The organism is Gloeocapsa sp. PCC 7428 (assembly GCF_000317555.1).
GTDB lineage: Bacteria > Cyanobacteriota > Cyanobacteriia > Cyanobacteriales > Chroococcidiopsidaceae > Chroogloeocystis.
This window is the reverse complement of the sequence record NC_019745.1, coordinates 1100586-1114904: the sequence shown is the minus strand read 5'-3', so window position 1 is coordinate 1114904 and position 14319 is coordinate 1100586. Positions and strand designations below refer to the sequence as shown.

Genomic DNA, 14319 nt, shown 5'->3' with positions numbered 1-14319 from the left:
CACTAAACCTATGGCAACAAAATTTCCAAAATTTAGCCAGGATCTCGCACAGGACCCGACAACACGGCGTCTGTGGTACGGGATTGCCACAGCCCACGACTTTGAAACCCACGACGGGATGACCGAAGAGAATCTGTATCAGAAACTCTTCGCAACCCACTTTGGTCACGTGGCGATCATTTTCTTGTGGACCTCCAGCCTCCTGTTCCACGTAGCCTGGCAAGGTAACTTTGAACAGTGGATCAAAGATCCACTCAATATCCGTCCCATTGCGCACGCAATTTGGGACCCTCATTTTGGTAAAGCCGCAGTCGATGCGTTTACGCAAGCTGGTGCGACATACCCTGTTAATATTGCTTACTCGGGTGTCTACCACTGGTGGTACACCATTGGGATGCGGACAAACAACGACTTATACAGCGGTGCAGTATTTCTATTGATACTTGCTGGTGTATTCTTGTTTGCCGGTTGGTTGCACCTCCAACCTAAATTCCGTCCTAGCTTGTCTTGGTTCAAGAGTGCAGAACCACGCCTCAACCACCACTTGGCAGGTTTATTCGGTGTTAGTTCGCTTGCTTGGACAGGTCACTTGGTTCACGTTGCGATTCCCGAATCGCGCGGACAGCACGTTGGTTGGGATAACTTCTTAACAACACTTCCTCATCCCGAGGGCTTAAGACCATTCTTTACAGGGAATTGGGGCGTTTACGCCGCTAACCCTGACACAGCAAATCATGTTTTCGGTACGTCACAAGGATCAGGAACTGCGATTCTTACCTTCTTAGGTGGCTTCCATCCGCAAACGCAGTCGTTGTGGCTGACGGATATGGCACATCACCACTTAGCGATCGCAGTGCTGTTCATCATCGCTGGTCATATGTACCGGACAAACTTCGGAATTGGTCACAGCATCAAAGAGATGCTCAACGCCAAGAATTTCTTTGGCACCAAAACTGAAGGTCAGTTCAACCTGCCACACCAAGGGTTGTACGACACAATTAATAACTCGCTACACTTCCAGTTGTCTTTGGCACTCGCTGCACTGGGAACTATTACCTCCCTGGTAGCCCAGCATATGTACGCGCTGCCTCCGTATGCGTTCATGGGTCAAGACTTCACAACCCAAGCTGCGCTGTATACCCATCACCAGTACATTGCTGTATTTCTGATGGTTGGTGCATTTGCGCACGCAGGCATCTTCTGGGTACGTGACTACGATGCTGAACAAAACAAAGGCAACGTCCTTGACCGCGTACTACAGCATAAAGAAGCGATCATCTCGCACTTAAGCTGGGTATCACTGTTCTTAGGTTTCCACACCTTAGGTTTGTACGTACATAACGACGTAGTAGTCGCCTTCGGTACACCGGAAAAGCAAATTTTGATTGAGCCAGTATTTGCTCAATTTATCCAAGCTTCGCACGGTAAAGTGCTTTACGGCTTGAACACCTTGCTATCTAACCCAGATAGCGTTGCTTCTACCGCTGGTGCAGCATGGCTACCAGGCTGGTTAGATGCAATCAATAACGGTACAAACTCGTTATTCTTAACGATTGGTCCGGGTGACTTTTTAGTTCACCATGCGTTTGCGCTAGGTATTCACACCACAGTTCTCGTTCTGGTGAAAGGTGCTTTGGACGCTCGTGGTTCCAAGCTCATGCCAGACAAGAAAGACTTTGGTTATGCGTTTCCTTGCGATGGTCCAGGTCGCGGCGGTACTTGCGACATCTCAGCTTGGGATGCCTTCTACCTCGCTTTATTCTGGGCGCTAAACACAGTGGGATGGGTAACTTTCTACTGGCACTGGAAACACCTAGGTATTTGGCAAGGTAACGTCGCACAGTTTAATGAGTCTTCGACGTACCTCATGGGCTGGCTACGCGACTACCTATGGTTGTACTCAGCACAGCTGATTAACGGTTACAACCCATATGGTATGAACAACCTAGCCGTTTGGTCTTGGATGTTCTTATTTGGACACCTCGTTTGGGCAACCGGCTTCATGTTCTTGATCTCCTGGAGAGGCTACTGGCAAGAGTTAATTGAAACTCTTGTTTGGGCACACGAACGGACTCCACTTGCAAGCTTGGTTCGTTGGAAAGACAAGCCAGTTGCTATGTCCATCGTTCAAGGTCGTTTAGTTGGTTTAGCTCACTTCACCGTTGGCTATGTTCTGACGTACGCAGCGTTTGTGATTGCTTCAACGGCTGGTAAGTTTGGTTAACTAGCTGTTGAGAAGATTAATCTAATTCCCTCACAACCACTGTGGGGGATTTTTTTTGCTAAAGCAAGATTAAATACTCTAATCCCCGATCCCCGACCTCCAACCTCTTGTTTATGCTAGTTCTAGGATGAGAAAGTTATTTTTATAGGCTTTAATGGCAAATTCAAGGCTGGCTAAACTTGCTTCGTACTTACGTCCTCACTGGCGAACGTGTACAGTAGGAATCTTGGCTTTATTGATTGTTAATGCTTTAGGTGTTTATATCCCTTTACTGATTCGTAACATTATTGACACGCTGCAAGTTACGTTTAGCTTTGGGCAAGTTATTCAGTATGTCGTACTCATCTTTGTGCTGAGTTCCGTTATGTGGGTCATCCGCATGGTGTCACGAGTAGCGCTATTTGGTGTGGGACGCCAAGTTGAGTTTGACCTCAAACAAAAAATTTTTGAACATTTATTAAGGCTTGAGCCATCCTATTTTGCCGCGAATACCGCAGGTGATTTAATTAACCGTGCAACGAGCGATGTTGATAATATTCGACGGTTATTAGGATTTGCCGTTTTGAGCATCGCGAATACGATATTTGCTTATGCTTTAACACTTCCCGTCATGCTGGCAATTAGCGTGCAACTCACGCTAGCCGCGATCGCCGTTTACCCAGTCATGATGTTTTTGGTGCAGCTATTCAGCGATCGCCTCCGTAAAGAACAGCAACAGGTGCAAGAAGAACTCTCTACAGTGAGCGAACTGATCCAAGAAGACATGAGCGGTATTGCCCTGATCAAAATTTATGCACAGGAGCAAAACGAACGCCGTGCGTTTCGCCACAAAAATCAGCAGTTACTCGATGCGAATCTAAAGTTAGCAAAAACACGCAACACTTTGTTTCCGCTTGTCAGTGGACTTGCCTACGTCAGCTTACTTATTCTCTTATGGTTGGGTTCAGGACAGCTAATTGCTGGTACTCTTTCTATAGGTGATTTTATTGCTCTCATACTCTACGTCGAGCGACTTGTTTTTCCCACCGCACTATTAGGATTTACCATTACAGCTTATCAACGTGGCGAAGTCAGTATTGATCGCATTGAATCAATTTTGACTGTATCACCAAACATTCAAGACACTAATGCGGCGATCGCGATACCTCAACCTGTCCGAGGTGAACTCATTGCCAGAAACTTAAGCTTTACCTATCCTGGTTCTAAAATACCAGCGTTAAAAGAAATTAGCTTCCAGATTATGCCAGGAGAGACTGTCGCCGTTGTTGGTCCCATCGGTGCAGGAAAGTCAACGCTTGCAAATGCTATCCCCCGCCTCCTCGACATTGAACCAGGACAACTCTTTTTAGACGGTAACGATATTACTCAAATCAAACTACACGACTTACGTAGTGCGATCGCCTACGTTCCCCAAGATAGTTTTCTCTTCAGTACCACAATCAAAAACAACATTCGCTACGGCGATCCTTTAAGCGAACAAACTGAAGTTGAGTATAGTGCAAAACAAGCGCAAATTCATCCAGAAATTCTCAATTTTCCGCATCAATACAAAACCATAGTTGGCGAACGCGGTATTACACTTTCTGGCGGACAAAGACAACGAACTGCTTTAGCACGGGCTTTGTTAGTCGATGCACCCGTATTAATTCTCGACGACGCTTTATCCAGCGTAGACAATCAAACCGCAACCGAAATTCTCAACAACCTCTCACGCGGAACACAACGAAAAACCGTTGTCTTCATCTCGCACCAAATGTCCGCCGCCGCAACTGCTGATCGTATTTTTGTCATGGATCAAGGTCAAATTGTGCAAGCAGGAACTCACGTGGAACTTGTGCAACAGCCAGGACTATACCGTACATTGTGGAACCAGCATCAAATGAAAGAATTATTGCAATAAAGCTTCTCAAAACTAAATTCATTGCAACTGCTGAACAGTGATAAAATGATTCTCCCATCGGTTCGGTTGGATACCAGAGGTAACGGGGAAAGCTTGGCGAATGAATTCGCCTCTAGACAAAAGAAGTCCACGGAGGTGGACTATATTAATCAAAGTCTTTCCAAGAGCGCGTACTTGAGCAAAGGTAAGTCAATCTAACTCCAAACTGAGAACTCAAAATTTAAAGTCAGAATGCCTGCCGAAGGGAGTTTACACCAAGCTGCGATCGCCTAGAAAGCAAAACATTGTGTTTTGAATCATTTCTGCATAAAGTAGCTAGGTATCAATTACCGATTTATCTGCGAGGTACAGAGTATGTCCAGTAAGCATTTTGCGCCATTTCGGCGACTGAATCCTTTTATTGTAAGTGCTAGTCTAGGGATCATCTTTTTAAGCACAGTACAACAAGCCTTAGCACATCACGCCACAGGAGGCGAAACGCCAACAAATTTTGTTGAGGGATTTCTCTCAGGCTTAGCGCATCCAGTGATTGGTTTAGATCATTTGGCGTTTGTTATTGCAATTGGTTTCATCGCCACAGGACAGGTAAATGGCGCTGTCATTCCAGCAGGATTTGTTTTAGCCGCACTCGTAGGAACAGGAATTCATTTACTCAACTTCGATTTACCAGCAGCAGAAATTGCGATCGCCTTATCCGTGGTCATCTTTGGCGCAATGCTAGCGATTCCACGTAAACCTGATTGGATTGTGTTACTCATTTTAGGTGCGATCGCTGGTTTATTTCACGGCTACGCTTACGCAGAAGCAATTATTGGTGCCGGAATGATGCCTTTAGTTGCTTACTTACTAGGATTCACCATTATTCAGTATGGTGTAGCAATGTTAGCGCGTGCGATAGGTAATTTGATCACTCACAAAACACCAAATCGACAAATCATGCGACTTTGTGGTTTAGCGATCGCTTCAATTGGTATTGTTTTTATGACTAATTTGTTGTTTGGGTAAAATGCTTGATGCGGCGGGATTCAATATTTTATAAACTGTTTCAGCAATCTCCTACCTTACGATTTGAGCTATTGACAAATCCACCAGTTAATGCTGAGGCATATCGGTTTGATTCAGTGGCTGTCAAAGAACCCAAGTTTAAAATCGATGGGGTATTTCTACCACCAGATATCAAAGTCCAGGTGTGGTGTATTTGTGTGTTGGCGAAGCGTGCCTCCGGCAGGTTCAATTTCAAAAAGAGGAATGGCTGTGTGAACGAGTATTTGCTGAATTCTCCTTATATTTCTACCGCAACCGCGATCAATTTAGTGATTGGCAAGCAGTAGTCATTTATCACGCGATATTTATCCTCATCGCTCTATGCTCAATGGCGAGCAAGTGTATCGGGTGTATTTGGATGAGTTAGGAGTTATTCCTTTGTTACCTTTGTGGGTAGCGGTGATGGTGTTAACGACAGTTGATCGCGCTGCAAAAAAACTCTGCTACCTTCCATTCGTTCTCTTTAATAAATAGCTTGATAATTTGCTCTGGTTCTCCAGCCATGAACCCTCTAAGCAATTCTGGTGATAGATGCACATTAATTCCAGCTATCAGCTGTAACTTCTGCCTCTTTATTACAAATGCAGGTGAAATCCCACTTCCAGACAAGTAGCAGCATTTTCCATCAATAGCTGGATAAACGTTGTTATAAGTAAATAACCCAGATAAAAGTATCAGAAACTGTACTAGATGGTCATGAACAGGTACCGGAACTTCTATGTCATCATGCAATTCATAGTTAAAAATTTCCAGCCACAGCCCTTGTAGTAGTTCTACATCTCGGCGATATCCCTGACCTATCCGAGGAGACACAATAAACATTTCACCATCAAAGTGATATTTGCTGCATTGAGCAGGTTCAGACATCAATTCACAGAAGTTGGCTTCGGAAAGGATGAGAGTCATTAGAGAACTGAGCAACGTCGAGCTTGCTGCTAGCAATTATCAATAATCTTACCGCGATCGCCTCTTCCTGCTAACCTTTAATTTGAACGCTACGTCGGGCGCACTCTCTAACTTCGGCACAAGTTGGAGTTAGCCCGATTTCGCTTTTCTTATTAATCTTCATTTCCTTGTGACTGGATATATTGCTTAATAACCTCTATGCTTGCTCCACCACCTGATACTGCACAATATCCACGCTTCCAAAAGAAAGGTTTCCAATAAAAAGGTTTTAGATATTGTGCGTGTCGTTTTCTAATTTCTCTACTTGTTACAGTCTTCATTGTATTAACAATAGTCGAAACAGAAACGTCAGGTGCAAAATCTATTAATAAATGTATATGGTCTTTTAAAACCAAATCAGCTTTCGCTTCTTTTAAGTAACATCTATTCTTTTCACATATATTTTTGCACATTTCAATTATTTCATACTCTATCTGCTCGTTTAATACAGGATGTCTGAATTTAGTAACAAACACTATATGAATCTGAATGTCGCAACGACTGTGAGCAAAAGACCTTAAACTCCTTGCCATTCTTATCTCTATGTAGTACACTATATTTACTATGACACAAAAAACTAGTTACAAGAAAATTATCAGAACAGACAAATGGAAGCTTTCGCCAACAAGAGAGCAGAAAGAATTAATGCTTTTAACGGTAAAAGAATATCGCCGTCTGTGTAGATTTCTAGTAACAGTCGTGTCTACTCACTGGGTGGAGTTAGGAGGTCTAAAGTCTGACCAAGTTGTACCTGCTGTAGAAAAATTAGTACACGCAACTAGTAAAAACACTAAACCTAAATACCCACAATTCAATAAGTCATTTCATAAATTTCCTAGTTACTTAAGACGTGCTGCAATTATGTTTGCAGTTGGTCAAGTTAGTAGTTACATGACACGATATTATGAATGGCAAAGTGGTATTAGAAAACGTAGAGATGCAAAACCACCAGTTCTTAATCCTGATACTGGCTGCTATCCTTCTCTATACAAAGGTCAGTGTTATAAATTGCATGAGTTTAAAATTGTTGAGATCAAAGTCTTTACAGGTTCAGATTGGATTTGGATTTCTGTACCTATTATCTCTCTAAGAGAACGACATCAAGTAGAGACTAATCAAATAAAATCTCCTTCATTAATTGTTAGTAGTAAACAAGGTCACTTATCAGTTCCATTTGAGTGCAATCCTGAAAAGATAACAAAATCAGGAGTAGTTTTGGCTGTTGATTTAGGAATAAATACAACAGCTACTGTTTCAGTTGTAAGTCAAGAAGGTACTGTAATCTATCGTGAATTTATTCACCCTGGAAGAGACATAGACCGACGAGATAAGCGACTGAAATCTATATCTATGAAAGCGAAGAAAACGAAAAAATTATCTTGTGGTTTCTGCAAACATACATATCGTAAATGTAGAAATATTAATCAACAAATAGGTCATATCGTTTCTAAGCGAATAGTAAATATAGCTAAAAGTTTTAAGACTGAAGCTATAGTTTTTGAGAACCTTAAAAACTGGAAACCAAAAGGTGGAAAAAAACGTTCTAACTTAAAACAACGTTTTCACGGTTGGTTAAAATCTTTAATTTTTACGTTAACTCAAAATAAATGGATTGAGTTAGGTGGAAAAATAATATCCGTAATAGCTGCTTACACCTCTAAGTTAGCTTTTGATGGTTCGGGATTTCTAAAAAGAGATAGCAAAAACTATACTTTAGCTACATTTAATACAGGCAAACACTATAATTGTGACCTTAATGGCAGCTATAACATAGCAGCTAGAGGTTGGCAAAAACTCACCGAACGAAAGTATCGTGAGGAACGAGGTAGCAAAAGTTCTACTCGTTCGCCTAGAAGCTGGGCTTGTCTTTGTGATTTGTGGTTTTCGACACAAATAGCATAGAATCCCCTACCTCTTCAAGGTGGGGTGAGCTTCAAATACTAAATCACTTTATCGATATCTTTTTAGCAATCCACCCCGCCAAAATTAACCCCAGTACGACGAGTGTAGATGCGATCGCTGGTATTAACCACTGATTTTCTGCTGACTGTGGTTGTGACGGTAACTGTGCTACAGTTGGCGATGGTGATGGCGCGACTCCCTTTGCAACATTAACTTGATAGCTTAATTCAAACGGTTGGAAACTTCCTGCGACTTTGGGAGAACCAGTAAACTCTAATTGATAAGCGCCAGGTTGCGGAAAAACGATTTCAGCAGCAGGAATATTCTCAAAGCGTTCTGCTGAGATGGATTTTAAAGGTGGTTCTAGTAGCGGCTGAGATGACGATGATTTTGAATAAACGGCTAACTTGCAATCGCACTCAGATAAAGGAATAATTTGTCCTCCCTTACGAGTCAACGCAAACCAAGTTAGTGAAGATTCTCCAGAACGCGGATTATCATTTGGTTCAATATGTAAAGTTGCACCGACATCTGTAGCAGTTTGAACTTTGTGCGCAAAAACGGGTGATGCGATCGCCAGCGAAACTACTACAGTAAAACTACTGATCGTGGCGTAGCGGGGGAGCATAAAACTTCTCCAATGATAATATTGACCAAAACGAACGCGATCGCACTAACAAGACTCCTAGTGTTAGTAAACCCAACGCAGCTACAAACAGATAATTACGCCACGTCTGCTGCAAAGTTCCTAAATAATGCGATCCGATCAACACAATATGAATTGTGCATAAAACTAAAGCTGGAACACTTAACAAGTGAAGTTGTCGCCAACGCTTACCCAAAGTTTTTTGCAGACGATCAAAACTCGTAAAAGCTGCTGGAGTTATTAACAGTAAAGCCATTATTCCACAAGCGATCGCGATTTGATGTTGCGGCAACATAAAAAATACGGCTTCCCAATTCCAACCCAAGGTATGCTGAATCGTGTGACCAACATGAACAAGCGCCAATACAAACGCCCCCACCCCCAACGTGCGACGGTATTTTAACGGTTGCGCCCACACACGCCGCAGCGGACGCGCAATTAGTGCAAGCATCAAACACAACAATGCACCATGACCTGTAATATAAATTAACCCATGACCATCACCCGTGCGCACGAGTGTCAACACGCCAATAAAAATCGTTAACCAACCTGCCAAACGATACAACTGACTGCGCCGATTTGTACCCACAACCGCAGTCGAGACACCTACACCCAACATCGTAGGTGCTGTACCTAAACCAAAAGCAAATAATATCGCCGCGCCACGCCAAAGGCTTCCGGTTTCAGCAGCTTTAATTTGTGCCGCATACAAAAAACCGCATGGCATCAAACCCCAAACTATACCCAAAGCGGCTGGTGTCCACCACTTAGTATGAAACGATAACCTTACCATTGCAGCACTTAAGCGCTTGTGTAAATTGCCCTGAGATAATGGATGCAGAAACGGCAAACGTGGCAAAAATTGTGGTTTAACCTGAACAATGCCAAACCAAATCAGCATCAACCCCGTCAGAATAGCAATTCCCTGGCGTAGCCAACTACCATCCCCCGCCATCTGTCCGCCAGCAATTAAGACAGAACCCAAAGCCCCAATTCCGGCACCCACTAAAGTGTAGCTTAGCAATCTACCCAAATTTAGTAAGAGATGAAATGTAAACTGTTGCTGCCAAGGGGGAGAAGTTTGCTGCTGCGTCAATGACAATGAAAACGCTGTCGTCAATGGAACACACATTCCTATACAGTGCCCGAAACTCCCCAGAAATCCCAAGGTTATCATTAACAACAGGTCAACCATTGATCATTTTTGTGATTGAGTTACTCCAGGAACATTAACAACTTTAGTATCAGAAATTCGCTTGCCGTTATGAGCTAGAGCCATATGATTATAAGCATTTAAACTTAATGTAATCTTGTTTCTTCCTGGTTGTAAGTTTTCTAAATAGTACCAAGAGCCGTACAAGCGTGTAAGCTTTTGATTATTAACATAAATGTGCGGGTGACCTTCTCCAGGTATAGCTGTTGAATTAACTCTTTCTGGTGCAAATTTAAAATTAGTTACTTTAACTTCTAAGTTATAGCCTTTGATGGTATCTTTATGCACAACTAAATCAACAGTTGGCACAGCTTGTCCTGAAGAAATTTTCATAATTTGATCGTGGTTATCCGATTGATTATGGTTGCTAGGATCGTGAGAAATAATACTTTGCGTTCTTATATTTCCGACATTAGTAATAATACTTGTAACACCGAGTAATGCAGTGACTGCAATCAAAATTTTGAGAAGCATTCTTGAAAGCAAAACTCAACTCAATAGGATTAAATAGGTTTTTAGATTTATATCAACCTTTTATGTTTTACTAATAAATTAAAACCTAGATATTGCTCAGCACATTATTTGAATGAGTTGGTACTATTTCAATACTTATAATTATTTATTGATTTTGTTAAAAGATAGGCTGTCATACTTGAGATGAAGCTAAAGCTAGACAGAGTTCGCGAAAGCGATCGCCTCTTTGTTCAAAATTTTGAAATTGGTCAAAACTTGCACACGCAGGCGACAATAACACAACACGGGCATTCGTTTGTGGGGCTAATTCAGCAGATCTTGAGATAGCCCTTTCCATAGTTTCGACGATTTCGTAGTGAGAGTATCCCACATCTTTCAATCGCTGAGCAAAACGAGGTGCAGCGTCGCCAATTAGTAAGACAGCCGCAGCTTTTTCTTGAATTGTTTGCAGCCAACTTGTATCATCACCAGCTTTCGCTTCACCCCCAGCAATTAAAATGACAGGGCTAACTACCGCCGATAAACCCACTTGCGCCGCATCATAATTAGTTGCTTTACTGTCGTTAATAAAATCAACTCCAGCAATTGTGCAAATGTGTTCCAAACGATGCGGAACACCAGGAAAATTAGTAACAGCTTGAGAAATCGCTTCTTTATCAATTCCCGCTAACCGCGCGGCTGCTACTGCCATCAAAAGATTTTGGTGATTGTGTTCTCCCACCATGCGTAACGCTGAAACTTGCACAATGCGATCGCCTTGAAACACAACCCAACCATCTTCTATATAAGTTCCTGGGGTATTTCCAATCGAATGCGCCTTTCCTTTAACACTCGTCCAGTAGGCATCTTGCCAATTTGCGCCAACTTCTCTTAAGTACGCATCATCACCATTAAACACTTGCAACGCACTTTGACGCAAAAGCCGCGCTTTAATGTTGTAGTAATTCTCTAAAGTGTAATGACGACTGAGGTGATCCGGTGTAAACGTTGTCCAAACACCAATGCGAGGCGCGATTGAAGACGAAGACTCAATTTGATAGCTACTAATTTCTGCAACTACCCAGTCTAGCGGTTTAGCTGATTCTAAAGCTAATTCACACGCTGCATAACCGATATTGCCACACGCAGGAGCATTCAGCCCAGCGGTTTGAAAAATAGCTGCAATTAAAGCTGTTGTTGTTGTTTTGCCATTTGTCCCTGTAACAGCTACCCAAGGATGCGATCGCAGGTTGCGCCAAGCTAATTCCATTTCGCCAATTGTTTCAACACCTTGCTCGCGTGCCGCGATTAATGCTGGAATATCCCAAGGAACCCCAGGACTGACAACCACAAGTTGGGTTGAATCATCAACATCGGGATGCCATGAGTAACCGAGTTTAACAGCAATACCCTCACTTTCTAGTCGCGGTTGTTCTGGCGAAGCAGCAGAACTGCGATCGCTCAACGCTACCTCCCAACCTTGCCGTTTTAACAGTCGTGCAGCGGCAATACCGGATTTTCCTAATCCGATCACATGAGCATTCGGCATAAATTGAATGGTAATCCAAACTCAAGCAACCTTATCTTACAGTTTCTCTAGTACACCTTCTTCCCATGCGGCTTGAAAAAAATCGCGTTCGCATAACATAGCGTAGCGATATGTTGATTGTGCTAGAGGTGTTGTGCTGGTATAGCGATCGCATAAACTTTCTAACTGCGCCGCCAGTTGATCAAACTCAGAACCGCTATAAGTCCGAATCCATTCGCTGTAAGAATGTTCAGCAATGCCATTTTGTGCTAATTGCTGTCCTAAAAAACCATACAAAACCATACAAGGCGACATCGCCGCCGCAATCAACCCAACATCACTACCCCAAGCAGTCGCCAATAAAAAATCAGTATAACGCCGCGTTGCAGGCTGTGGTTCTACATCGCGTAAGTTAACACCCCAAGCCGCTGCATAACTTTCGTGCAATCGCAATTCTTCTAACACGCCATTGGCTAGATTATGAAAAATACTAAATCCTTCCCAATCAGGTGATTTCGCTGCTGCAATACTATAAGCACGGGCAAAAGCTTCTAAGAAAAAAGCATCTTGTCCTACATAAAATGCAAATTTATGTCGCGCCAGCGTACCATTCCCAATACCTTGGACAAACGGATGTTCGAGACAAGCTTGAGCTAAATCTTGGTTTGCTTGCCACAATTGAGCAGATACCATAAGAAATATTAGGTAGTAAACATAAAATGCATTTATAAATAAAAGCTTAATTCAATCAGCACTTTATATGCGTAGGCTCAAGATCAGAATGTCAGTAATATGGGTTCTACAACAACATCGTGGCGTCAATTAACACGTTTATCGCCTTAACGATTTAGTGTTGGACTCCCGTTTCGTGCAGGTGATGCCGTCGTGTTACACCACTGCGCGGGTCTTGTGATAGGCGATCAGCGTGAGGGTACTTGCGCTCCAAGGCAAACGGAAGATAGACTGAGCCATAGCCGCGATCAAGGTCTTGCTGGTGTAATTGCCGTACAGTCTGAAGATGCGTTTGTAACGGTTCTATTACACGTTCGGTAACATCGTCACCCGATTCTCTTTGCCCTTCGTATCCCGAATCACTAATTGCTGTTGAGCGAAATCAATGTCTTTAACTCGCAACTGCAACCCCTCACTTAATCGTAGCCCACACACACAAGAGCAGTTGACCCACCAGCTTGTACACCCCGTATAGATAAGAAATGACTTGCTGTACTTCATCGGGGGTCAAAACTGTAGGCAAATAGCGCGATTTCTTTGCCCGCACTGCATCAATACCGACTAACTCTTGTTGCACGACGACACGATAAAGGAAAACAATGGTATTGAGCGCTTGGTTCTGGATAGTTGCAGCAACATATTCAGTCATAGCTAGGTGAGTTAGAAACTGCGTGACTTCTGGTGTACCCATCTCGTTAGGATGGCGTTTGTTGTGAAAAATGAAGCGGCGAATCCAGTAAACGTAAGTCTTCTCAGTGCTATAAGAGTAATGCTTAACCCGCACTGCATCCCGCACCTGGTCGAGCAGTTTTCGAGGACGAGGTTCTAACATCAGATGGTTGTTATTTTTTGTATAAAATATATCTTTATGTTGTAGTCATTTTACTGTTACTGCCTGAACGAATATACGGAACTGTAATGCAGATCCACCTTAATTAAGGCAGATACACACCAGCCCTGCTGTAGATCTAACCATCTGGGGTAAATCTACAGCAAAGAGTTTGTTTATTCACTATCGAAAGGGTGAATCTACAGCTAAACTTTGTACAATAAATTGTTATGCCGATAGTCTTTGATGGGGGCGCAGCCGTAATCTTATCTATCGGTGTTCAAGAGATGTCAGTGAAGACTTGGTAGCCAAAAGGGCAGAGTGTTCTACCCTTTTTGGTGAAGCTATAATTTCCTCAAGGGCAGAGAGGTACAACTGGTTATGTCAAACCTTGAGCAAATCGAGGCGGCAATTCTTTCATTGCCATCCAATGAGTTCGAGAAGTTAAGGCTGTGGTTCCTTGATTTAGACTACGAACGCTGGGATGAACAGATAGAGCAAGATATTGAAGACGGTAAATTAGAGGTATTTGCTCAAGAGGCGATCGCTGAGTTTGAAGCGGGGCATTGCCGAGAAATTTGATGCACTACACAACGCGACGGTTTTGGCAATGCTACAACGCTCTACCCGAAATCGTTCAGCGAACAGCAGACGAGTGCTACGAGTTGCTCAAAGCTGACTCATCCCATCCATCTTTGCATTTCAAGAAGTTGGGCAAGAAGTATTGGTCAGTTCGCGCAGGGCTAAGTTATTGAGCTTTGGGTGTTGAAGTCGAAAATGGTATTTCCTGGTTCTGGATTGGAACACATACAGAGTATGACAAGTTGATTGGCAAGTTATAGCGCAGCATAACAATTCAAATGCAGTGGACATACCGAGATGCTTTCTGCTTCGTTTCAAACC

Annotated in this window: 15 protein-coding genes and 2 pseudogenes; 8 read left to right on the top strand and 9 right to left on the bottom strand. The window is 42.9% G+C overall.

All coding sequences use genetic code 11. The features are described from left to right. Nucleotides 1-10: 10 nt before the first annotated feature. The 4 genes and pseudogenes from psaB to GLO7428_RS27215 form a co-directional block, all read left to right on the top strand. Entirely contained in the window at nucleotides 11-2224 is a 2214-nt protein-coding gene (gene psaB, locus GLO7428_RS04995) for a photosystem I core protein PsaB (RefSeq protein WP_015187471.1), read from the top strand. Nucleotides 2225-2378: 154 nt separating this feature from the next. Then, nucleotides 2379-4124 carry an ABC transporter ATP-binding protein gene (locus GLO7428_RS04990; protein ID WP_015187470.1) on the top strand — a complete coding sequence of 582 codons (1746 nt, stop codon included), beginning with the start codon at nucleotides 2379-2381 and terminating at the stop codon, nucleotides 4122-4124. Nucleotides 4125-4478: 354 nt separating this feature from the next. After that, the gene (locus GLO7428_RS04985; RefSeq protein ID WP_015187469.1) at nucleotides 4479-5129 is read left to right on the top strand and encodes a HupE/UreJ family protein; all 651 of its coding nucleotides are present in this window, start codon (nucleotides 4479-4481) and stop codon (nucleotides 5127-5129) included. An 8-nt stretch (nucleotides 5130-5137) separates the two neighbouring features. Continuing rightward, nucleotides 5138-5618, top strand: a pseudogene (locus GLO7428_RS27215) (Rpn family recombination-promoting nuclease/putative transposase); the annotation flags it as partial. On the opposite strand, the gene GLO7428_RS27210 reads toward GLO7428_RS27215, so the two are convergent. Continuing rightward, entirely contained in the window at nucleotides 5577-6074 is a 498-nt protein-coding gene (locus GLO7428_RS27210) for a hypothetical protein (RefSeq protein WP_015187468.1), read from the bottom strand. The pseudogene GLO7428_RS27215 and the gene GLO7428_RS27210 overlap by 42 nt on opposite strands. A gap of 152 nt (nucleotides 6075-6226) precedes the next feature. Next, entirely contained in the window at nucleotides 6227-6646 is a 420-nt protein-coding gene (tnpA, locus tag GLO7428_RS04970) for an IS200/IS605 family transposase (protein ID WP_015187467.1), read from the bottom strand. 31 nt (nucleotides 6647-6677) lie between these two features. On the opposite strand from tnpA, the gene GLO7428_RS04965 reads away from it, so the two are divergent. Further along, nucleotides 6678-8015 (top strand): IS200/IS605 family element transposase accessory protein TnpB, encoded by a 1338-nt coding sequence (locus GLO7428_RS04965; protein ID WP_015187466.1) that lies wholly within the window; start codon nucleotides 6678-6680, stop codon nucleotides 8013-8015. A 43-nt stretch (nucleotides 8016-8058) separates the two neighbouring features. On the opposite strand, the gene GLO7428_RS04960 is transcribed toward GLO7428_RS04965, so the two are convergent. The 5 genes from GLO7428_RS04960 to GLO7428_RS04940 form a co-directional block, all read right to left on the bottom strand. Further along, complete coding sequence (locus GLO7428_RS04960) at nucleotides 8059-8643, bottom strand: hypothetical protein (RefSeq protein ID WP_015187465.1); 585 nt, start codon at nucleotides 8641-8643, stop codon at nucleotides 8059-8061. Then, nucleotides 8615-9838, bottom strand: coding sequence for a sulfite exporter TauE/SafE family protein (locus GLO7428_RS04955; RefSeq protein WP_255348381.1), 1224 nt, complete (start codon nucleotides 9836-9838; stop codon nucleotides 8615-8617). Before GLO7428_RS04955 ends, GLO7428_RS04960 begins: the two co-directional genes overlap by 29 nt. A gap of 21 nt (nucleotides 9839-9859) precedes the next feature. Beyond that, nucleotides 9860-10348, bottom strand: coding sequence for a hypothetical protein (locus GLO7428_RS04950; RefSeq protein ID WP_015187463.1), 489 nt, complete (start codon nucleotides 10346-10348; stop codon nucleotides 9860-9862). A 172-nt stretch (nucleotides 10349-10520) separates the two neighbouring features. Further along, nucleotides 10521-11876: a UDP-N-acetylmuramoyl-L-alanine--D-glutamate ligase gene (gene murD / locus GLO7428_RS04945; RefSeq protein ID WP_015187462.1), complete on the bottom strand. Its 1356-nt coding sequence runs from the start codon at nucleotides 11874-11876 to the stop codon at nucleotides 10521-10523. Between the two features lie 36 nt (nucleotides 11877-11912). Then, entirely contained in the window at nucleotides 11913-12548 is a 636-nt protein-coding gene (locus GLO7428_RS04940; protein WP_015187461.1) for a TenA family protein, read from the bottom strand. Nucleotides 12549-12740: 192 nt separating this feature from the next. Between GLO7428_RS04940 and GLO7428_RS28300 the strand changes: the two genes are divergently transcribed. Continuing rightward, the gene (locus GLO7428_RS28300; protein WP_196797659.1) at nucleotides 12741-12908 is read left to right on the top strand and encodes a hypothetical protein; all 168 of its coding nucleotides are present in this window, start codon (nucleotides 12741-12743) and stop codon (nucleotides 12906-12908) included. Here the strand turns inward: GLO7428_RS28300 and GLO7428_RS29655 are convergent. Together GLO7428_RS29655 and GLO7428_RS28290 are read right to left on the bottom strand one after the other, a co-directional pair. Further along, complete coding sequence (locus GLO7428_RS29655; RefSeq protein ID WP_369792518.1) at nucleotides 12894-13088, bottom strand: tyrosine-type recombinase/integrase; 195 nt, start codon at nucleotides 13086-13088, stop codon at nucleotides 12894-12896. The genes GLO7428_RS28300 and GLO7428_RS29655 overlap by 15 nt on opposite strands. Then, nucleotides 13000-13419 carry a phage integrase N-terminal SAM-like domain-containing protein gene (locus GLO7428_RS28290; protein WP_041918907.1) on the bottom strand — a complete coding sequence of 140 codons (420 nt, stop codon included), beginning with the start codon at nucleotides 13417-13419 and terminating at the stop codon, nucleotides 13000-13002. Before GLO7428_RS28290 ends, GLO7428_RS29655 begins: the two co-directional genes overlap by 89 nt. 378 nt (nucleotides 13420-13797) lie before the next feature. On the opposite strand from GLO7428_RS28290, the gene GLO7428_RS04930 reads away from it, so the two are divergent. After that, nucleotides 13798-13998 (top strand): hypothetical protein, encoded by a 201-nt coding sequence (locus GLO7428_RS04930; RefSeq protein ID WP_015187460.1) that lies wholly within the window; start codon nucleotides 13798-13800, stop codon nucleotides 13996-13998. Further along, a pseudogene (locus GLO7428_RS27200) lies at nucleotides 13998-14258 on the top strand (hypothetical protein). Before GLO7428_RS04930 ends, GLO7428_RS27200 begins: the two are co-directional and overlap by 1 nt. The last annotated feature ends 61 nt before the right edge of the window (nucleotides 14259-14319 follow it).

Bases quoted from the DNA above. Each gene is read 5' to 3' on its own strand.
- GLO7428_RS04965 (WP_015187466.1), top strand. From the start codon at position 6,678: ATGACACAAAAAACTAGTTACAAGAAAATTATCAGAACAGACAAATGG.
- GLO7428_RS04960 (WP_015187465.1), bottom strand. From the start codon at position 8,643: ATGCTCCCCCGCTACGCCACGATCAGTAGTTTTACTGTAGTAGTTTCG.
- GLO7428_RS29655 (WP_369792518.1), bottom strand. From the start codon at position 13,088: ATGAAGTACAGCAAGTCATTTCTTATCTATACGGGGTGTACAAGCTGG.
- GLO7428_RS28290 (WP_041918907.1), bottom strand. From the start codon at position 13,419: ATGTTAGAACCTCGTCCTCGAAAACTGCTCGACCAGGTGCGGGATGCA.
- GLO7428_RS04930 (WP_015187460.1), top strand. From the start codon at position 13,798: ATGTCAAACCTTGAGCAAATCGAGGCGGCAATTCTTTCATTGCCATCC.
- tnpA (WP_015187467.1), bottom strand. From the start codon at position 6,646: ATGGCAAGGAGTTTAAGGTCTTTTGCTCACAGTCGTTGCGACATTCAG.
- GLO7428_RS04955 (WP_255348381.1), bottom strand. From the start codon at position 9,838: ATGATAACCTTGGGATTTCTGGGGAGTTTCGGGCACTGTATAGGAATG.
- GLO7428_RS04950 (WP_015187463.1), bottom strand. From the start codon at position 10,348: ATGCTTCTCAAAATTTTGATTGCAGTCACTGCATTACTCGGTGTTACA.
- murD (WP_015187462.1), bottom strand. From the start codon at position 11,876: ATGCCGAATGCTCATGTGATCGGATTAGGAAAATCCGGTATTGCCGCT.
- psaB (WP_015187471.1), top strand. From the start codon at position 11: ATGGCAACAAAATTTCCAAAATTTAGCCAGGATCTCGCACAGGACCCG.
- GLO7428_RS04985 (WP_015187469.1), top strand. From the start codon at position 4,479: ATGTCCAGTAAGCATTTTGCGCCATTTCGGCGACTGAATCCTTTTATT.
- GLO7428_RS27210 (WP_015187468.1), bottom strand. From the start codon at position 6,074: ATGACTCTCATCCTTTCCGAAGCCAACTTCTGTGAATTGATGTCTGAA.
- GLO7428_RS04940 (WP_015187461.1), bottom strand. From the start codon at position 12,548: ATGGTATCTGCTCAATTGTGGCAAGCAAACCAAGATTTAGCTCAAGCT.
- GLO7428_RS04990 (WP_015187470.1), top strand. From the start codon at position 2,379: ATGGCAAATTCAAGGCTGGCTAAACTTGCTTCGTACTTACGTCCTCAC.